Raw genomic sequence first — 19182 nt, 5'->3', positions numbered from 1 at the left:
GAAGGTTCTTTTTGTTCAGTATCGCAGATTGGATTCAGGCGTAACGACGGATCTGCATCTAGGTTTTCCATGTTTTTAGAGCCATTCGCCAAAGCGGCGGATGTACCAGCCCTTGATGATCTGGGTGAGCAGGCAATATCCGAGCAGGATGGCGGCAAGCCAGCCAAAATAGACAAGCGGCAGGGCCTGTAGTCCAAGACTGTTTCCAAATGGGCTGAATGGCAGATAAATACCGGCGAGCATGACCGCTCCGGTTAACAGCAGCACGGGTCTGCTGGCCCGACTTTGAATGAACGGTATTTTGTGCGTACGAATCATATGGACGATCAGCGTCTGTGACAGCAAGCCGACAACGAACCAGCCGGATTGGAACAAGGATTGGCTGGCCGGTGTATTGGCCTGGAACACATAGAACATGACAAAGAAAGTAATATAGTCGAAAATCGAGCTGATCGGTCCTATGAAGATCATGAACCGGCCGATGGAGCTAGCGTCCCATTTACGCGGTTTAGCCAGGAATTCATCATCTACGTTGTCCCATGGAATTGACAATTGCGAGATGCTGTAGAACAGATTCTGGATCAAGAGCTGCAGCGGCAGCATCGGCAAAAAAGGCAGAAAGGCGCTCGCGCCGAGTACGCTGAATACGTTGCCGAAGTTGGAGCTGGCTGTCATTTTGATGTATTTGATGATGTTTCCGAAGGTCTTGCGTCCTTCAATAACCCCATCCTCAAGCACCATCAGATCCTTCTCCAGCAAAATAATATCCGCCGATTCCTTGGCGATGTCAACGGCTGTATCCACGGAAATACCTACGTCAGCCTGACGCAGCGATGCGGCATCATTGATGCCGTCGCCCATGAAGCCTACGGTATGTCCTTTACTCTGCAGCGCAAGGACGATTCTTGATTTCTGCAGCGGATTGAGCTTGGCGAAGATCGTCGTCCGTTCAGCCAGCTCTGCCAGCTTCTCATCGGATAGATCGTCAATATCCTGCCCGAGCAGAATACTGTCCGTACTCAGTCCGATATCATTGCACACCTTGCGGGTAACGGCTTCGTTATCTCCGGTCAACACCTTGACGGCAACACCGCTGCTTCGCAATGCTTCAATCGCTGGCGCAGCACTGCTCTTGGCCGGATCGAGGAAGCAGATGTAACCAATCAGGACCAAATCCTGTTCGTCCTGTACAGAATACTGTTCAGAGTGCTGCCGAGGTTCTTTAATAGCAACAGCTACGACCCGGTAACCGTCGGTATTCAGGTTGCGGACGATGGCTTGAATGCGGACACGCATGTCATCAGTCAGCAGCACTGTTTTTCCGTCATCCAGAGCATGGCTGGAGATGCTGATGATTTCTTCCATTGCCCCTTTGCAGATTAACAAATGCTGTCCGCTTTGCTGCTTCAGCACAACGGACATACGGCGGCGATGGAAGTCGAAGGGGATCTCATCGATCTTCTGATATGCATGCTCGGCGTTTAGGCCCTTCTGTAACTCTGCATGTTCGAGCACGGCGATGTCGAGCAGATTTTTTAGTCCTGTCTGATAGTAGCTGTTCAGATAGGCATGCTTCAATACTTCATCATTGTCATGGCCATGGATATCAAGATGCCTCTTGAGGACGATTTTGTCCTGGGTTAATGTGCCGGTCTTGTCGGTACAGAGAATGTCCATTGCTCCGAAATTTTGAATGGAATTCAGCTGCTTTACGACCACTTTGTTCCGAGCCATCGTACTGGCTCCCTTGACGAGATTGGAAGTAACGATTACAGGCAGCATTTCCGGGGTTAATCCGACGGCTACGGACATGCCGAACAGCAGCGCGTCCATCCAGTCACCTTTGGTAAATCCGGTGATGAAAAAAATGATGGGGACCATGATCAGCATAAAACGGATAAGAAGGAAGCTAACCTTATTCACGCCTCTATCGAAGCTGGTCATCGGTCTTGCTCCGCTTAGGGTTCGGGCCATCGCCCCAAAGCAAGTTTCGCCCCCGGTGGCGATAACGATTCCGGTTGCCGAGCCGCTGATCACATTGGTTCCCATATAACAAATGTTGCTAAGTTCAAGCGGGTTAAGCTTCCTGGACTGTTTTCTCTGTTGCTTCAGCTTGGGATCCGTCGTTAATTGTATATCTTCCTTCTCAACAGGCAGGGCTTCTCCGGTAAGAGCCGATTCACTGATGAACAGATCCTTGGAAGCGATCAGGCGGATGTCTGCGGGTACCAAATCTCCGGCTGATAGATGAACCAGGTCACCGGGAACGATTTGCTCCACCGCGATCTCACGGGCTGGCGATTGCCGGATCACAGAAGTCGTTGTCTTGACGAGATTTTTGAGACTCTCGGCGGTTTTCTGCGAGCGGTATTCCTGGGTGAAGGAGATAGCCACGCTAATCGTGACCATGGTGCTGATAATGATAGCCGCATCGAAATCCTTCGTGATTAGGGAGAACAGACAGAGTCCCAATAAAATCAGGATAAACGGATTTTTGAAGCAGCCGAGGAGCTGAACATACCAAGCGCTTCTCCGATCCTGGGCGATTTCGTTGCTGCCGTGCTGTTCTAGTCTCAGTTCGGCTTCTTGCTCGCTGATGCCTTCAGGCAGGGCTCCAAGCATTTCCATCACGTCATCGATATGCCATAGTGAAGCCTGAATCAGACGTTCGTTCATTTGTTCTGTACGGATAGGCTCCGTAATCTTCTTCTTAAACATGGTCTTCGCCTCCATTTTTGCAGCGGAGGACATAAAAAAACTCTCCAATTTGGAGAGTTTCATACAGCTAACTCATATTCCGAAGATTGCAGGGCAGATTCAAATACACCTGATCAAATCGTGCATGATAGGCATGGATCCGCTGGGACAATCCTTGGAGCTGAGCGCAGTATCTCTCCGCTGTAATTTTTGGTTGTTGAGTTCGCTCATAATGAGCTTTGCGGGGTCTGGTTGGCTGCTTAACTGACTACTGTCTTCCACGGATTGTCCCTCCCTTCAAATATAAAAGGCCTCCCAGTCAGGAGGCCTTGGAAATTAATTACATTCCAATATAAAGCTTTAACAAGCTTAGCCCCTTACCGAGTTTTGGCACTATACAACGTAAAGACGGTTTGTCTTAGCCACATTATGAAAAGCCTTAGTCCGGCAATTCCTGTTCTACCCATAGGCATCTTTCGATATTTCTGGGCAGTGGCATGTGTTTGTATAGGAGCCTCACCTAACGAGGTCTTGCCTTTTAATCATAGAGGGGGTGCTCACGAATGTCAACGGAATTTAGCGGATTTATTTTGCTCAGGGCGGGGAAATTCTTCGTTCTGTCACTTTTCTAGCAATCGATAAAGTATAAAATTGCGATATTTATATAATATAAATGGTGGTAATAGTATAATTAAAAAATGTAATAAATAATTTTAGAAGGAGGCATCATCAATGAAACTTCAAGGCAAAGTAGCGGTCGTTACAGGTGCAGCATCAGGTATGGGCAAGGCGATTGCCAAGCTGTATGCAGCCGAAGGCGCGAAGGTTATTGTATCGGACTTGAATCTGGAGGCGGCGAACGCAACGGTTGAAGACATCCAAGCAAGCGGTGGTGAAGCGATCGCGGTTGTGGCCAATGTGGCCCAGGAAGCGGATATTCAGAATTTAATGGATACAGCAGTGAGCACCTACGGTACTTTGGACATTCTGGTCAACAATGCCGGGATTATGGATAACTTTGTACCTGCTGCCGATCTGACGGACGAATTGTGGAACAAAGTGTTTGCTGTAAATGCAACGGGCCCAATGCGTGCGATCAGAAAGGCTTTGCCGATTTTTCTTGAGAAGGGGAATGGGGTTATCATTAATGTTGCCTCGATCGGCGGCCTGATGGGTTCGCGCGCGGGTGCCGCTTATACAGCTGCGAAGCACGCAGTGGTGGGGTTGACGAAGAACGTGGGGTTTCAATATGCCCTTAAAGGGATTCGTTGCAATGCTATTGCTCCTGGTGGCGTAAATACGAATATCGGCACCACGATCAATCAGTCTGATGAATTCGGAATGGCAAGAGCGACAGCCGGAGCCAGCTCGAACCCGAGATCCGGAGAGCCGGAAGAAATCGCCAGGGTGGCGCTTTTCCTGGCTTCGGACGATTCCAGCTTCGTTAATGGCGAAGTGATAACAGCCGATGGCGGTTGGACGGCGTACTAAGGATAAGCGCCAATGCAGAAAAGCGAATAAAGCAAGCTAAGCCGCGAGAATGGGTTCATGCCTGAACTGTGATTCTCACGGCTTTTTTGTTGTTTATACTAAAAAAGTATTGCAATCGTTTTTCCAATTAGCCAAGGGACAAAAACACTTATACTAATACAAGCAGATATTGTGAGCGCGCTGATCAATATCGGGTGGAACGCTCATCCTGACGCGGAATACTCCGCTCGAAGGCCACGATCCAATCGCCTTGAATAGCGGCATAGCCTTCATCCCCCTCGGCGACGAGGCCGTACAGATTTTTTACATCCAGATACTCTTTACGCTCTCCGTTCTCAAATTCCAGGGTAATGTAATAATAAGTGTGAGAAGAGGAGAAGTTATTATGATCGTTCATATTGGAGTGGTGCCGCACGTCCATCCGTTTGGATACAATTCTGACAAAGGTGGACTCGCGGGTTGAGGTGGCGTTCTTCACATATTTTACTCCGTTGACGATAAGCATGATGATGACGACGACAAAGATGATCCCGATCAAGACGGGAACTACGCTGAACATAAAACCGCCTATTCCCCCAAACGGCGAGGGCCCAAAGCCATCGAAACCGGATACCATGTAGCGTTCCTCCTATCTCTTGTAAAGCTTTTCAATGCTTTGAACTGTATTTAGAATACTTAAAATAAAAACCCAGTTACAGTAAATTTTTTACATTCCGTGTACTTGATTATAACTGTCTTTATCGGCGAGTGTCGTTGTATAGAGGTTTAAAGTATGGTAATATGTATATAATTTACATGAACGGAGGGTTCCTGGTGTTGTACATTAAATTCCGTCTTACTACTTTGCGCGGCTAATTGAATACTGCTCAAAGGCTCTGTTCTGTGCAGGGCGAACGGGATAGGTGTGCTATCATAAAGGGGACCTTTATAATAGAATATGCCGCTTTGAGAATCACTTGCAGGAGTATGTCTGCAGGTGTCTTCTTGTTTGCTGCACCGTTTGTACCATAGCACAGCCAGAGGACTGTGTTTTTTTATTTTTTAGAGGTCGTTTAAAAAGTCCGCTTCTGAAGAAAATCAATCGAAGTCATTATCAAGATGGTGACCGCGATCATCTAACACGATGTGAATTAAGAAGTAATTCGGCATTGAAATTTTTGAATTTTACAGGGTCTAATGCGGCAGGCTTCGGAAGTGATGTTTCCTGCGGGACATCTCAGGTGCTTACGTGCAAATTACAAGCAGAGGTTTCCAAAGTTTCTCTATGGTTTGCTCAAACACCTCTGACCCTCGCTTCATCCAATGAAGCATTTTGAAAAACGCACATCGGAAGCATAAGCTTTAGCTTTAGTGCTGGAACGGGCCTTTTTGAACTAGTCATTTTTGATCTGAGAAAAGGAGGAATACGATATATGGAACAATTGGTGGAATTGGAACAAAAGGCAATTTTGGTGGGTGTTAATCTGAATGACCAGGAAGACTTTGCCTATTCGATGGAGGAGCTGGCCAATTTGGCGGACGCTTGCGAGGTAGAGGTCGTAGGGACATTATCGCAAAATCTGCCCAAGGTGAATCCATCCCATTATATCGGGACAGGGAAGATTCAAGAAGTGACCGCCCTGCTTGAAGGGAATGGAGGCAATCTCGTTATTTTTAATGATGAGCTGTCTCCGTCACAGATTCGCAATCTTGAATCCGAACTGAAATGTAAAGTTATTGATCGGACCATACTCATTCTGGATATTTTTGCAAGGAGGGCCAAGACGAGAGAAGCTCAGCTTCAGGTCGAGGTGGCGCAACTGAAATATATGCTGCCGCGTCTGGTTGGCCTGCGCGAATCGCTGGGACGTCAGGGCGGCGGGGTGGGTACAAAGAACCGCGGCGTAGGGGAGACGAAGCTCGAGCTGGACCGCAGACGTATTGAAGAGAAGATTACGATGCTGAGCAAGGAACTGGAAGCCTTGGTTGCTCATCGTCAGATTCAGCGCAAGCAGCGCAAGAAGAACGATATTCCGGTCGTCTCGCTCGTTGGATATACAAATGCAGGCAAATCAACGATTATGAATGCCATGCTGGATACCTACAATCCGTCGTCGCAAGAGAAGCAGGTTTTTGAGAAGGATATGCTGTTCGCTACGCTGGAGACTTCGGTGCGCAGCATTCCCTTGCAGGATAACAAATCGTTTTTGCTCACGGATACAGTTGGCTTCGTCAGCAAGCTGCCCCATCATTTGGTGAAGGCATTCCGCTCCACCTTGGAAGAAGTAGCCGAGGCGGATTTGCTCATTCATGTAGTGGATTATGCTAATCCGGAATTTGAACGGCTGATCCAGATTACGAACGAAACATTGAAGGAGATTGGAGTAACAGATATTCCGACCATCTATGCCTATAACAAATCGGACTTGACGGAGCATCACATCCCTGAGGTGCAAGGGGATAAGGTATATATGGCGGCCAAGAGCAGGATCGGGATCTCCGAGCTGGTAGAGCAAATCCGGCGCCAGATTTTCAAGGATTATATCCGCTGCACTATGCTGGTACCCTATGATCAAGGCACGGTTGTATCGTATTTAAACGAGCATGCCAACATTATCGAGACCTCTTATGAGGAAGAAGGAACGAAGCTGTACATGGAATGCCGGTTGAGTGATTATGGCAAGTATAAGCAGTTCGTCATTGGGGGAGCGGGGAAACAATCGGAGTAACCGTCCTTAATTCAAAGGCCGGGAACGTTAGCATCGTCATGATATGCTTAACGTTCCCGGCCTTTATTGCTTACAGGGAGGGAAGGGAGACCTCAAAGGTTGAGCCTTGTCCGCGCCGGCTTTTTACACGGATCTCACCGCCATGAGCGGATATAATCGATTGCGTAATCGATAGTCCCAGTCCGAATCCGCCATGCTTGCGTGCGCGGGAAGTGTCACTGCGGTAGAAACGCTCGAAGATATGAGGCAGATGTTCACCGGCAATACCGGCTCCGTTATCCTCGACAGCGATGACGGCGTGCTTGTTCTGCCTGGATAGGGTGACATGGACCGTCCCACTAGCCGGGTCTGTATGCTGGACAGCATTATGAAACAGGTTAAGAACCACCTGCTTGATCTTGTCGCTGTCGCACATGACATGGAGCTGTGGTTCGAGCTGGAAGCTGACGGCCCGTTCCCCGGCGAGAATACGCAGATGAGGCTCCATCTCGGAGATTAGCGCATCTAATAGCACATCGCTCCGTTGAACCACCGGGGTTCGATCCAGCTTGGCCAGCATCAGCAGATCCTCGACCAGCTTCTTCATTCGCTTCGATTCGCCCAGCATACTGTTCAGGGCCGGATACAGCTGATCGGGGCGTTCAGCAGCGCCGCGCAGCAGCACCTCCAGGAAGCCATGAATCGAAGTCAGCGGAGTTCTAAGCTCGTGGGAGGCGTCGGCGATAAAGCGCCTCATCTGTTCCTTGGCTTCTCGCTCCGACTTGAAGGAGCATTCAAGTCGCTCCAGCATGCCGTTGAAGGAAGCGGCCAAGCGGTCGACCTCCGTCTGTCCCAGCGAGGCTGGAAACCGGTGGTCGAGGTTGCCTGCATTGATCTCTTCTACGGTCTTTACCATCTGATCGAGCGGCTTTAAGGTGCGTTTGAGCACAGGCAGATAGAGCATGAGTCCGCCCAGCAGAGCCAATATCGCCAGGCAAATAAATATAAATAACTGCCGCAGCGCCACGGATTTGAGAGGAGCTGCCAATACTCCTAACTGGACGATGTCATTCCAACCACCGGGTCCTGAGAGCGGGCGGAATATGACCAGTTGTTCATTTCCGTTATCATCCTTAATGATCCGGTATTGGTCAGGCCGCTCCTTCCTAAGGTCATCGCGAATAGCCCCATATTGCTCGGAGGATAACTGCGGAGCGGGCAGGCCTGATTGCTCGGGGCGGTTAAGGAATCCGCCGTCCTCCTTAATGATGGCCAGCGAGGTATCGGGAAGGAACAGGAAGGGTACGCGCTTGCCTTTGCCGGAATCCGCACCGCCCGGATTAACCGGGCTGGTCGCATTTCCTTGGTCGTTCGGATTCGCAGCACCTGCAGGGTGATAGGGATAGAGTTCCATTTGCTCAATCATCTCTCTGGGAAAACGAAGAATTTGCGAGCCCATGGATTCAGCCTGATTCTTATATAGAAAATTGATCATCAGTACATATTGCAATCCGCCGATGAGAATCAGCAGTGCGGCCAGAATAAATAACGAACGCGATAAGAGCTGTGAACGCAAGGAACGGGGGGACAACACGGTCCTTAATCGACGGATTAAACGTTTCATGGCAGATCAACGCGATAGCCGGCGCCGCGGAGCGTGCGGATTAGACGATGCTCTTTATCATTCAGCTTCTCTCGCAGGGAACGGATATAGACCTCAACGATATTCTCCTCCCCGCCGAAATCATATCCCCATACCTGATCCAGTATCGTTGTCTTGCTCAGCACAATTCCATGATTGATAAGCAAATACTTAAGCAGTTCATGTTCAGTGGGCGACAGGTCCAGCACCTGACCCTGATAGCTGATCTCCTTCCGACGGTCATCGATACAGAATGGCCCGTAGGACACTTCTCCGAACAGGGCCGGGAACTGATTGCGCAGCCGCGCTCCAATCCGGGCCAACAGCTCCTCGAAGCTGAACGGCTTCACGACATAGTCGTCGGCTCCGATCGTCAGACCTTTGACGCGGTCTTCGACCTCATCTTTTGCGGTCAACATAATGATGGATACATTGCTGAGTTCTTTCTTCAGTAAACGGCACACTTCCCAGCCATCCATACCCGGCATCATAACGTCAAGCACGACGATATGGGGGCGGAAGGTACTTGCCTGATTGACGGCCGTCATTCCATCCTGGGCCGTACGAATCTCAAAGCCTTCATTGCTAAGCCCCAACTCGAGGAATTGAATAATATGCGGTTCGTCATCGACCAGTAATATTTTTACGCCTTTAAGATTTCTCATGTCGCTCCCCCTGTAACAAGCAAGACTACTAATATTATTATCTATTATCTATGATTAGGCTGAATATTCGCTGAAATTCGACTTAAATAATTCTTAATTCAATTAAAATATGAAAATGTACGGTTCTGATAAGGAAACCGGGTCGTAGCCAGCATCAAGGAAGAGCGATCGCGAAGCCAAGGCGGTTTTCCTTGAAACCTCGCCCTTGATTGATGATCAGTTTCTGGGATATACTTTTCTAAGCGAATGACGAAAAGGGGAGTTAACAAATGGAAAAAGTATTGATTTTCGGACATAAGAATCCGGATACGGATACGATCTGCTCGGCGATTGCTTATGCAGACCTGAAATCGAAGCTTGGCTGGAATGTTGAAGCGGTTGCTCTCGGCGCTCCTAATGGGGAGACGCAATATGCATTGGATCGTTTTGGCTTCAAGGCGCCTCGCGTTGTCGAGACGGTAGCGAGCGAAGTGAAGGACGTAATTCTGGTTGACCACAATGAACGTCAGCAGAGTGCTCCCGATATTACAGAGGTTCGTGTGGCTGAGGTTATCGATCATCACCGCATCGCTAATTTTGAGACAAGCGGCCCCCTATACTATCGCGCTGAGCCTGTAGGCTGCACAGCGACAATTCTGAATAAAATGTATAAGGAAAATGGAATTGCTGTTCCTGCGAACATTGCCGGACTGATGCTGTCAGCGATTATTTCCGACTCGCTTCTGTTTAAATCTCCTACTTGCACGGAGCAGGACGTAGCTGCAGCACGTGAGCTGGCGGGCATTGCTGGAGTGAACGCCGAGGAATATGGCCTAGAGATGCTTAAAGCTGGCGCAGACCTGAGCGACAAGAGCATCCAGCAATTGATTACGCTTGATGCCAAGGAATTCGATATGGGCGGAGCTAAAGTGGAAATCGCCCAGGTTAATGCCGTGGATGTGCAGGATGTGCTGTCCCGTCAAGCGGAAGTGGAAGCTGAGCTTGGCGCGATTGTTGAACGCAAAGGTCTTGATTTGTTCCTGTTCGTCGTAACGGACATTTTGAATAATGATTCCGTTGGTCTTGCTATTGGTAAAGCAGCGGATGCAGTGGAACAAGCTTACAATGTGAAGCTGGAGAACAATACGGCCTTGCTCAAGGGTGTCGTATCCCGCAAATCGCAAATCGTTCCTGTACTCACGGATATTTTCAACAAACGTTAATCAAGATTAGGCAAGCTGACTACCTTAAATATGAAAAGAGCCCTGATGGCCGACCGGATTACCGGCTGCATCAGGGCTTTTTTAATAGTAATTGTACGAGTCCGTTTTTACGGGGTCTCCGGTGCAACCGGAGCTGCAGCTACATTGTCTTCCTTCGGCTTGTACTTGAAGATAGGCACGAGAATGACAGCGCCGAGCAGCATCACAATCGCCGAGATCGAGTAGATTCCTGTGAGTGGGAACAGCTTCTTAAGCACGCCTGCTGCGGACATCATTACGACCATCATCCCGGTGAACAAGGGGCTAAGTACTCCATTCACCCGTCCTACGTAGGATTGCTCTGTCCATTTCAGGATCATCGTATTGATACCAATCTGAATGCATGGCAGGGTCAGGCCGTTAATGAATTGTAAAGCCAAAGTCAATGGAATGCTGGTTGACCAGCCGATACCCAAAATACATAATGCGCTGACGAGCATTCCGAAGGCGAGCAGGATTTGCGGCGCTATTTTCTTGGCAATGATCATAACGATCACGCCGCCTATAAGCATGGCAACCCCGTTCACCATGAGCAGAAACTGCAGGAATTCCTTCGGCTTGCCCAAGCGTTCAGTAACAACGAACAAACCAAGCGTCTGGATGATGCCTACGGAGAAACCGGCGATAGCAAAAGTAATGCCGAGCACGCGCAAAGTGGTGCTCTTCCATACATAGCGGAACCCGTCCGCCAGCTCTTGCATAATTTTTGTCTCGCGTTTCTCCTTCTTTTCCTCTTCCACATCCGGTGGCAAGCGGAACAGAACAACGGCCGAGATCAGGAAGGCCACGCCCATTACTCCGATGGAGATGTAGATGCCGAAATGCTGATAGGCGAAAATCCCGAGCGAGGGGCCAAGAACCATAAAGATGGCCATTAAGGACTGGAACAAGGCCATTCCTTGCTGCAGCTTGTCAGGATGAATATGCTGCTTGAACATTTTCATAACCGAAGGTTGCGAGAATTGCGATAGAATCGCGGACACGAAGGTCGCCAAATATACGGTCTCCCAGGATTCGAACATCAACGTAATTAAGACGGCGAAGACGGACACAGCGGACAAGAAGTCGCACCAGATCATCGTTCGCTTCGGCTTCCAGCGGTCGGCAAAGGCACCGCCGATAAATCCGAACACAAAGATAGGGGCGAACTCGACAACCGAGATCAGGGAGATAGCCAAAGGGTCGCTATTGGTTTTCTCCGTGACGAACATCAGGATAGCGAAGTTTCTGACCCAGATCCCGATTTGCAGGAAGATGTTCGAGATGAGCACAGTCTGGTAGAACCGGTTCCTGAATAAGCTCTCGGAAACGGCAGGCGAAGCATGGGCTTCATTTGACATGTGGTTATTCCTCCAATATGGTTTTCTCTTCTTTCTCTACTTCTATAGATGCTGTTCGAAAAGTCCACCTTTGCGGCTTTTTTAAACATACATTTTAAATAGATAAATATACAGCTACAAGAATAAGGCATTTACAATCATATGGGAAGGGAAAAAATAAATAAAAATTAAAAGTATTTTTTACATAAATAGTAGAGCTTTGGAATCCGACTAGGAATCCCTGCTAAATGAGGCGGAAACGCTGAAGCTGATCCCACAGCTCCTCTTCAATCAGCACCTCCCGCTGCTTAGGGCCAATCAGGTCAAAATGCGGAAATGGAGATCGATTGTGGATATACTGAGGGTCGAGTCCATGCTCCAGACACCAGGTCACAAGCTTGTCATGGTCGCTGCATCCCACCTTTGTAACCGTGGTAATGCCCGGAAATCTGGCATCCAGCCAATAATGGGTGAGATAGGCGATTTCTCCTTGGGAGACGGTCTTCTTCCAAGCCTCCAATTCTTCTCTGTGTACTCCAAAAGCCATTCAATATCACCTGACTTTCATGTCATCTATATATGAAGCTTAGCTGTTTGTATATTAAGAGAGCAGACTGCCGAATTATTATACCATACGAACAAAAGGGGAACAAAGCATCCAGTTACTGGTACATGCGGACTAATCAAAAAAAGTTCTTGCATAAACTAATACCATTAGTTTATATTATTGCTAATGGTATTAGTTTATTGAGGAGGTAACAGGATGAAAACGACTCGAATAGATCATTTGATACAGCTATCGTTCATGCCGCGAATATTTCCGGTGAATTGTTATTTGGTTGAGGAAGAGGATGGCCTCACACTGATCGATGCCGCATTGCCGTACAGTGTGAAGGAGATCAGCCGGGTGGTTCGCGAGCTTGGTCGGCCTTTGACCAACATCGTCTTAACCCATGCGCATGGAGACCATATCGGTGCGCTGGACGGGTTAAAAGAGCTCTATCCGGATGCAAAAGTATGCATTTCCAAGCGCGATGCCAAGCTGCTGCGCGGGGATGCCACGCTGGAGCCGGAGGAGCCGCAATTCAAGATTCGTGGCAGCGTGCCGAAAGGAATCAAGACGGCTCCGGATGTGCTGCTCGGAGAAGGCGACCGCATCGGTTCGCTACGGGTCGTCTTGACTCCCGGGCACACACCGGGCTCGATCTCGTTGCTCGACACGCGCAGCGGAGCCCTGATCGCCGGCGACGCTTTTCAAGCGCGAGGCGGCTTTGCGGTCAGCGGTACCCTTGTACCGCTGTTCCCTTTCCCGGCCATGGCGACCTGGCATAAGGAGCGAGCGCTCGCCAGCGCGCGCAAGGTGGCCAGCTTGAAGCCAGCGCTGCTGGCGGTCGGACATGGCCGGATGATCGTGAAGCCCGCGGCTGAGATCGCGCGGGCCATTGGCGAGGCCGAGCGCTCGATCTCGCGCTCGGCCAGCTCATCCGCAAAGGAGCGGATGTAGCATGGCGCGCAAAGCGAGAATCACACGCGAGGCGGTGCTGCTGGCCGCGGTTCAAATCGCCGATGCGGAGGGCAGCGAGGCGGTGACCATCGCCGCTGTATCCAAAGCGCTCGGGATTAAGCCGCCATCGCTGTACAATCATATCGGCAGTCTCGATGAGCTGCGGACGATGGTAGCTGTCTACACGCTGCAGGATTTGTATGCGAAGCTGGCCGAGAAGATTCAAGGATTATCGGGCAAGGAGGCGGTTCTGGCCTTCTCACATGGCTTCATGAGTTATGCCAGAGAGCATCCGGGGCTGTACGAGACAGCGCAGATTCTACCTAACCTACGGGGGACGGAGCTTCAGCAGGCCAGTGAGCAGATCGTTCAGCTCAGCCTTGAGATGCTGGAGCCGTACGGATTACCGGAGGAACAGGGCATCCATGTCGTGCGGGGGCTCCGCAGTTTAATTCACGGATTTATTTCTCTGGAGCGGGCCTCAGGCTTTGGAATCCCGCTGGAGGTCAAGGACAGCTTCGAATATAATCTTCATTTATTGTTCGCCGGATTGGATGCACAAGTGAATAAAGGCTAGTTGACTTTGTTTTTGACTATATGCTACCGTAGGCATGAAACAGAGGTGATCAATGATGGCGAAGAAGAAAGCGCAGCAGCAGCCTGCAGCTAGATCTCAGGATAAACCGGCTACGCTGAAAGACCTGCTGAATGAAGATACACTCTCCAAATTGAAGGCGCAAGCTTCGGAATTGAAGCGGGAGGCAGAGCAGCGCCAGGAAGAAGAGCGAATTCAGGCCGAGGAAGTCAAGCGGGTTGAACGCAAGAAATTGGAGAATAATTTTGAATATTTACTGAATAAGAGTGAAATGGATTGGCATAAATACAAATAAAAAACACACATGGGCCATAATATGGAATAGTTATAGGAGTAAATGGTCTTTCATCATGAAAGGCACCGTGAGGTGCCTTTTCAGGCTGTTACCAGAAGTTGAGGAGGACAAGAGAAGAAGATGAGTAAATTTACCAGCGATTATATTATCACGATGGATGACATTATTCGGGAGGGTGATCCGATTCTCAGAACCGTAACCGAACCCGTTAGTATACCGCCGACCGAGGAGGACCGCGGGGAGATGGCGTCGATGATGCTGTTTCTGAAGAACAGCCAGGATCCGGAGCTGTCGAAGAAATACAAGCTGCGGGCCGGTGTCGGCCTGTCCGCCAATCAGATCGGTTTGAACAAACGAATGTTTGCGGCTCTGCTTACGGATGACGAGGGAAATGATCGCGAGGTTGCTCTTTTCAACCCGAAGATTGTGAGCACTTCTGTATCGATGGTTTATTTGCCGGAGAGCGAGGGCTGCTTATCGGTAGATCGGGCGGTTCAGGGCTTCGTACCGAGGTACGAGAAGGTCACGGTAAGAGCTTATAACGCGGAAGGCAAAGAGGTGAAGCTGCGCTTCAAAGGCTTCGATGCAATCGTAATGCAGCATGAATTAGATCATCTTAACGGTATTATGTTCTATGATCATATTAACAAAGAGAACCCGTTCAAACTGCCGGAAGGCGTTCCGATCGAGAGCCTATACTAAAATATACTTACCTTATACGTTGAAACCTGCATAATTGCAGGTTTTTTGATTTTCCAAGCCGATTGGTGAAATTGACCAACCGGACAATTTAAAAGTTGATTTCAACCTTTTGAATCACAGTTACGTTACAGGTACAGAAACGATGGATGCACCGCGCGGGTCTGTCCAGTAGTGGTAGTTCAAAAAGTCCGCATTTGAGAAGAATACCCTTCGAGGCTAATTCAAGGTAGAGCGACCGTGATTCACGGGGCAGGTTTTCTTACAATACAGAATTTTGTCCACTCCGTTGATAACTTACAAATTCTAGATCTAACCCCGAAATCTTACGGAGAGCTTATTTGACGTCGAATTCTTGAATTTAGCGGGTCTAAGCAGATGCTTTTGAAGTTGGGTTTCCTCCGGAAACCTTTCACGTTCTCACAGGACATAAGCTCCTCAGCCCCCGGATTTATCAATCCTTGTTGGTGCTGAAGATCGGCCTTTTTGAACACACTTTCAATAACGTAAGGAATGAGGATGAATCCATGATACAAATCAATCATTTATCCAAAAAATACGGCGGAAGCTGGAAGGCATCGCGCGACATAAACAAAGACGCTGCGGCTCAAGTATCCAACCGTGGAAATTGGGCGCTGCACGATGTGAATTTAACGATTACAGAAGGTATGGTCGGATTGCTTGGGCCGAATGGGGCGGGCAAATCAACCCTGATGAGAATCTTATCAACACTGTCCACGCCTACGTCCGGAGAGGCGTTTATCAACGATGTGCCGCTGCAGAAAGCAGAGGATATTCGCAAAATGATCGGTTATTTGCCGCAGCAATTTCAGGTTTATCCCCAGCTGACCGGAACAGAATTTCTGGACTATGTCGCCGCGATGAAGGGAATTAGCGATAAAAGACAGCGTAAGGCGGAGATTGATAAGCTGTTGGAGCAGTTGAACCTCCAGGATATAGCCCGGAAGAAGATCCGTACTTATTCCGGTGGGATGAAGCGCAGACTTGGCATTGCTCAAGCCCTGATCGGTTCACCGCAGGTGCTTATCGTTGACGAGCCGACGGCCGGTCTCGATCCGGAAGAACGGGTTCGCTTCCGCAATCTGCTTACGAGATTCAGCTTGGGACGTGTCGTATTGCTGTCGACGCATATTGTTGCGGATATTGAGAGCAATTGCCGTCAGATCGCCGTGCTCGACCAGGGGAGAGTGCGAATGTCAGGCGAATTGGCTGATTTGCAAGCCTTAGGACAAGGCAGAGTATGGGAAGGGGTATTAACTGAACAGGAGTATGCGATGCTGGACCCCTTGTCCGTAGTCTCGACGCGTCGGACGGAGGAAGGAATGCTCTGCAAGATCATTGCTGACAGTCCTAACGTAAATTCTCAAATGAACCTGGTTAGCCCGACACTGGAGGACGGTTATTTGGCATTGCTTAGTAATGGGGAATTGGGGCAGAGAGGGGCTACTTCCGATGCATAAATGGCTGCGTCAATTCCGCTTTGAGCTGGACATGATTTTGCGCCGACCGTCTATACTGGCGCTGCCTCTCCTGTTTGGCGCCTTACTCTGGTGGAGTCTAAGCCGAATCAAACCTGCGGACCAATTGTTCTCAGAAGCCTACAGTTATTATTCGATGCTTCATACCATGACCCTGGGTCTTGTCATGCTGCTTGGCATCCTGACGATCCGTAGGGATGTTAGACGACCCTCCTATGAATGGAGCGCCGGATTACCGGTGTCATATGGAACGATTATTTCGGCGAAATATTTGGCTGCATTGCTTTATTTTACGAGCTTTACCGTGCTGGCTGGCGCAATTTATTATTGGTTCTCATCGCAGCAGGTCACATCTCAGATCACGATGCAATATACGATGTTCTTCACTGCGAACTTTGAAGTGTCTTATGCGGTCACTTTAGCACTGGCCATGCTGCTGGCGATTACCATTCCTAACCGAATCGTCTATTTAATTGGCTTCTGCGCATGGATGTTTGGCACCTTCTTTATGGAAATATTTATTTTGGAACGGTTCCGTCTGGATATGCTGCGTACTTTTCATCTAAGCCAATTGTTTGTTGGCAGCGGGAATTACACGGATACATGGGGGCTTGTTCTGGCCAGGGACGGGCTGCATAGTTCCCATCGGTTTGTCCTTGCCTTCACATTGATGCTGCTCATTGTCGGAGTGATGGTATTGCAGCAGCTCCGCCCAAGCAAGCATCGCAGGCGAACGTGGGTACTAGGCATTTGCTCGGTTATGCTCGCGGCAGCCCTATTTGTCCCTTATGCTATACTTTGGCAAGGACTAAATGCATTGGATAAGAGTAGATTGGCAGACCCATCATTATATAAATTGGAAAATATTCAGTATGACCAACTACCTGAGATATATGGAATTAAGGATTACAATATTCGCCTGCAGAAACTGAAGGATGATACTTTGCAAGCTGAGGTGACGATGAACCTGCCGGCCGAGGATTTGGTCGGGAAGAAGGAACTGCCTTTGACATTAAACCGAATGTTCCAGATTCGGCAAGTTAAAGTTAACGGTCAGGAGGCAGCGATAAAGCGACAAGGGGAGAAGCTGAGCCTTGAATTATCCCAGGTTGTGACTGGTCCGCTGACGATTGAGATGAGTTATGCCGGGAAGGTCATGGATTATTCGAAGACTTTCCATGGTACAGGGAGATATTATGCTTTTGTTAAGGGAGAGAATATATTCTTGCCCGGTTATCTTGCCTGGTATCCAATCCCGGGAGATCAGCCTATTTACCTGAAGGATCAAAATGGTATTGAACTGGGTACGACGTTTGCGATTATAAATTTCCCTAGATCGGATTTCAAACTGACACTCAGCGGTTTTGAGAGGCCGGTTTACACCAGTCTTAATGAGGTCACCCGTGAATCCGGTGAGCAGGTTTATTCCGGTGAGGTTCATGATGGCGTGACTCTATTCGGCGGCGAATTGGAGGAACTTGAGCAGGGTGCAACACCGCTGCATGTCGTGTATACTCCATACAACAAGGGATGGACGGAGCAGATCCTGCAAAGGATCAATGAATTGAACCAATACTTCAGCACATGGCTGCCTACCGATCTGGGGAAGGTTAAGCAACTGCTCTTTGTTCCATACCGGGATTACAATCATTCTGATATGGAAAACAATGCATATGTGCTGAACTACATTAGCATGGATCAGGAATACATGTCACAGATCATAGCCAACAGGATGCTGGTTGGTACAAGGCATGGCGACTACTTGATAGAAAATGTTCAGGACGATATCCGTATGCAGCTTCGGGCGCTCCTATGGTATGTGTATTATAAGGAGAATGGATTGCTCGATAATGAGAAAAATATCAACGGGTTTATGATAGCGGAGTTGTATGCGAGAGATTGGGCCAATGATAAGAAGGAACTCGGGATACAAATGCGAGAACAGGTTGATAAAGCTCTGAAGCTTGGTAAGAACGATCAGGTCAAAAAATTGCTTAAACACTTCTATGTCCAGGGATTGGAGATTCCGATTGAATCGGGTCAAGAAGCCTCCGGGTTGAATCAGAGCCATCCGATTCCTTATTCGGCATGGGAGGAGCAGTGGAAGAAGGTGATGGGCCAATGAAACTGGCGCTTAAACACTTCTGCCGCGCTTCCCGCTTTGACTGGAGATTGCATAAACAGCCTGCTGCCTTATTAGCGATTCTTCTGTTGATTTCCTATTTATTAGGGATTGTTACCGGTCAGCCTGATAAACCGCGGGCCGTGAATTACATCGCAGAGATGGGGATGTTCCCGCTAGTAATCATGTTTACGATTCTGATGTTCCAGCATGAAATCGGTGGCGGGGGGATGGAGATCATCTCCACCTATCCCGTATCGCTTCGGCTCATCGCCCTGCGCAAATGGTTGAATGCCGTATTTTTATCGCTGCCGGCCAGTCTGGTGTGGATGATCGTATATTTATACAAGAACGGAGCGATAAGTACGTATATGTACCCCTGGAACGGGGCAAAAGCTGTATTCCGCGCGGCAAGCCTACCGGAGCTGCTGATACAAGTCCTGCCGGCCTACTTGCTGCTGGCTTCGTTAACCATGGCAGGAATTATCGTCTTTCGCAGCATTTATGGCGGGCTCATCGCTGGGTTTGCGCTTTGGATATTAGATACAATAAGCGGCGGCAGTCTATTGTCATCTTTTACATTGTACACCGCCTATTTGCCGCAAAAGGCTTCCTTTCCGGTCAATCGGTTGGTTCTGCTGCTGGCCTCAGCGCTGCTGCTGGCTGTAGCATTATGGCTAATCGGTTATCGGGAGAGATGGATCGGGAGGGAAGAAGAATAGGAGC

General features: G+C 49.0%; 16 protein-coding genes and 1 riboswitch. Of the genes, 10 read left to right on the top strand and 6 right to left on the bottom strand.

The annotated features are described in order from the left end of the window. Positions 1-75 precede the first annotated feature (75 nt). Positions 76-2718 carry a magnesium-translocating P-type ATPase gene (mgtA, locus tag DMN77_RS16665; protein ID WP_372776076.1) on the bottom strand — a complete coding sequence of 881 codons (2643 nt, stop codon included), beginning with the start codon at positions 2716-2718 and terminating at the stop codon, positions 76-78. 346 nt (positions 2719-3064) lie between these two features. Further along, positions 3065-3232, bottom strand: a riboswitch (M-box (ykoK) riboswitch). Between the two features lie 197 nt (positions 3233-3429). Here mgtA and DMN77_RS16660 point away from each other — a divergent pair. Next, positions 3430-4188, top strand: coding sequence for an SDR family oxidoreductase (locus DMN77_RS16660; protein WP_179015740.1), 759 nt, complete (start codon positions 3430-3432; stop codon positions 4186-4188). A gap of 184 nt (positions 4189-4372) precedes the next feature. Here the strand turns inward: DMN77_RS16660 and DMN77_RS16655 are convergent, their stop codons facing one another. Continuing rightward, complete coding sequence (locus tag DMN77_RS16655; protein ID WP_068778414.1) at positions 4373-4804, bottom strand: DUF2500 domain-containing protein; 432 nt, start codon at positions 4802-4804, stop codon at positions 4373-4375. An 805-nt stretch (positions 4805-5609) separates the two neighbouring features. Here DMN77_RS16655 and hflX point away from each other — a divergent pair. Beyond that, on the top strand, positions 5610-6896 hold the full coding sequence (gene hflX / locus DMN77_RS16650) for a GTPase HflX (RefSeq protein ID WP_068778486.1): 1287 nt from the start codon (positions 5610-5612) through the stop codon (positions 6894-6896). Positions 6897-6966: 70 nt separating this feature from the next. On the opposite strand, the gene DMN77_RS16645 is transcribed toward hflX, so the two are convergent. Together DMN77_RS16645 and DMN77_RS16640 are read right to left on the bottom strand one after the other, a co-directional pair. Further along, on the bottom strand, positions 6967-8499 hold the full coding sequence (locus DMN77_RS16645) for a sensor histidine kinase (RefSeq protein ID WP_179015739.1): 1533 nt from the start codon (positions 8497-8499) through the stop codon (positions 6967-6969). Next, positions 8496-9182, bottom strand: coding sequence for a response regulator transcription factor (locus DMN77_RS16640; RefSeq protein ID WP_068778412.1), 687 nt, complete (start codon positions 9180-9182; stop codon positions 8496-8498). The genes DMN77_RS16645 and DMN77_RS16640 overlap by 4 nt, the downstream gene beginning before the upstream one ends. Positions 9183-9451: 269 nt before the next feature. Here DMN77_RS16640 and DMN77_RS16635 point away from each other — a divergent pair, with 269 nt between their 5' ends. Beyond that, a complete protein-coding gene (locus DMN77_RS16635) occupies positions 9452-10384 on the top strand; it encodes a manganese-dependent inorganic pyrophosphatase (protein ID WP_179015738.1) in 933 nt (310 codons plus the stop codon). A gap of 107 nt (positions 10385-10491) precedes the next feature. On the opposite strand, the gene DMN77_RS16630 is transcribed toward DMN77_RS16635, so the two are convergent. Next, entirely contained in the window at positions 10492-11763 is a 1272-nt protein-coding gene (locus tag DMN77_RS16630) for an MFS transporter (RefSeq protein WP_068778410.1), read from the bottom strand. A gap of 223 nt (positions 11764-11986) precedes the next feature. Beyond that, on the bottom strand, positions 11987-12289 hold the full coding sequence (locus DMN77_RS16625; protein WP_068778409.1) for a hypothetical protein: 303 nt from the start codon (positions 12287-12289) through the stop codon (positions 11987-11989). Between the two features lie 216 nt (positions 12290-12505). Here DMN77_RS16625 and DMN77_RS16620 point away from each other — a divergent pair, with 216 nt between their 5' ends. From DMN77_RS16620 to DMN77_RS16590, 7 genes are all read left to right on the top strand, one after another. After that, positions 12506-13246 carry an MBL fold metallo-hydrolase gene (locus DMN77_RS16620; RefSeq protein WP_179015737.1) on the top strand — a complete coding sequence of 247 codons (741 nt, stop codon included), beginning with the start codon at positions 12506-12508 and terminating at the stop codon, positions 13244-13246. Between the two features lies 1 nt (position 13247). Further along, positions 13248-13823: a TetR/AcrR family transcriptional regulator gene (locus DMN77_RS16615; protein ID WP_068778405.1), complete on the top strand. Its 576-nt coding sequence runs from the start codon at positions 13248-13250 to the stop codon at positions 13821-13823. 55 nt (positions 13824-13878) lie between these two features. Continuing rightward, positions 13879-14136 (top strand): YqkE family protein, encoded by a 258-nt coding sequence (locus tag DMN77_RS16610; RefSeq protein WP_179015767.1) that lies wholly within the window; start codon positions 13879-13881, stop codon positions 14134-14136. 120 nt (positions 14137-14256) lie between these two features. Continuing rightward, positions 14257-14838 carry a peptide deformylase gene (gene def / locus DMN77_RS16605; protein ID WP_068778403.1) on the top strand — a complete coding sequence of 194 codons (582 nt, stop codon included), beginning with the start codon at positions 14257-14259 and terminating at the stop codon, positions 14836-14838. A gap of 524 nt (positions 14839-15362) precedes the next feature. Next, the gene (locus tag DMN77_RS16600; protein ID WP_179015736.1) at positions 15363-16316 is read left to right on the top strand and encodes an ABC transporter ATP-binding protein; all 954 of its coding nucleotides are present in this window, start codon (positions 15363-15365) and stop codon (positions 16314-16316) included. Continuing rightward, entirely contained in the window at positions 16309-18459 is a 2151-nt protein-coding gene (locus DMN77_RS16595) for an ABC transporter permease/M1 family aminopeptidase (protein WP_179015735.1), read from the top strand. Before DMN77_RS16600 ends, DMN77_RS16595 begins: the two co-directional genes overlap by 8 nt. Beyond that, complete coding sequence (locus tag DMN77_RS16590; protein WP_179015734.1) at positions 18456-19178, top strand: hypothetical protein; 723 nt, start codon at positions 18456-18458, stop codon at positions 19176-19178. Before DMN77_RS16595 ends, DMN77_RS16590 begins: the two co-directional genes overlap by 4 nt. The last annotated feature ends 4 nt before the right edge of the window (positions 19179-19182 follow it).

Source organism: Paenibacillus sp. 79R4, assembly GCF_013393165.1.
Taxonomy (GTDB): domain Bacteria; phylum Bacillota; class Bacilli; order Paenibacillales; family Paenibacillaceae; genus Fontibacillus.
The sequence above is the reverse complement of the archived record's forward strand: the minus strand, read 5'-3'. Positions and strand labels throughout refer to the sequence as shown.

Bases quoted from the DNA above. Each gene is read 5' to 3' on its own strand.
- DMN77_RS16615 (WP_068778405.1), top strand. From the start codon at position 13,248: ATGGCGCGCAAAGCGAGAATCACACGCGAGGCGGTGCTGCTGGCCGCG.
- DMN77_RS16610 (WP_179015767.1), top strand. From the start codon at position 13,879: ATGGCGAAGAAGAAAGCGCAGCAGCAGCCTGCAGCTAGATCTCAGGAT.
- DMN77_RS16600 (WP_179015736.1), top strand. From the start codon at position 15,363: ATGATACAAATCAATCATTTATCCAAAAAATACGGCGGAAGCTGGAAG.
- mgtA (WP_372776076.1), bottom strand. From the start codon at position 2,718: ATGTTTAAGAAGAAGATTACGGAGCCTATCCGTACAGAACAAATGAAC.
- DMN77_RS16645 (WP_179015739.1), bottom strand. From the start codon at position 8,499: ATGAAACGTTTAATCCGTCGATTAAGGACCGTGTTGTCCCCCCGTTCC.
- DMN77_RS16640 (WP_068778412.1), bottom strand. From the start codon at position 9,182: ATGAGAAATCTTAAAGGCGTAAAAATATTACTGGTCGATGACGAACCG.
- DMN77_RS16590 (WP_179015734.1), top strand. From the start codon at position 18,456: ATGAAACTGGCGCTTAAACACTTCTGCCGCGCTTCCCGCTTTGACTGG.
- DMN77_RS16595 (WP_179015735.1), top strand. From the start codon at position 16,309: ATGCATAAATGGCTGCGTCAATTCCGCTTTGAGCTGGACATGATTTTG.
- DMN77_RS16635 (WP_179015738.1), top strand. From the start codon at position 9,452: ATGGAAAAAGTATTGATTTTCGGACATAAGAATCCGGATACGGATACG.
- def (WP_068778403.1), top strand. From the start codon at position 14,257: ATGAGTAAATTTACCAGCGATTATATTATCACGATGGATGACATTATT.
- DMN77_RS16655 (WP_068778414.1), bottom strand. From the start codon at position 4,804: ATGGTATCCGGTTTCGATGGCTTTGGGCCCTCGCCGTTTGGGGGAATA.
- DMN77_RS16620 (WP_179015737.1), top strand. From the start codon at position 12,506: ATGAAAACGACTCGAATAGATCATTTGATACAGCTATCGTTCATGCCG.
- DMN77_RS16660 (WP_179015740.1), top strand. From the start codon at position 3,430: ATGAAACTTCAAGGCAAAGTAGCGGTCGTTACAGGTGCAGCATCAGGT.
- DMN77_RS16630 (WP_068778410.1), bottom strand. From the start codon at position 11,763: ATGTCAAATGAAGCCCATGCTTCGCCTGCCGTTTCCGAGAGCTTATTC.
- DMN77_RS16625 (WP_068778409.1), bottom strand. From the start codon at position 12,289: ATGGCTTTTGGAGTACACAGAGAAGAATTGGAGGCTTGGAAGAAGACC.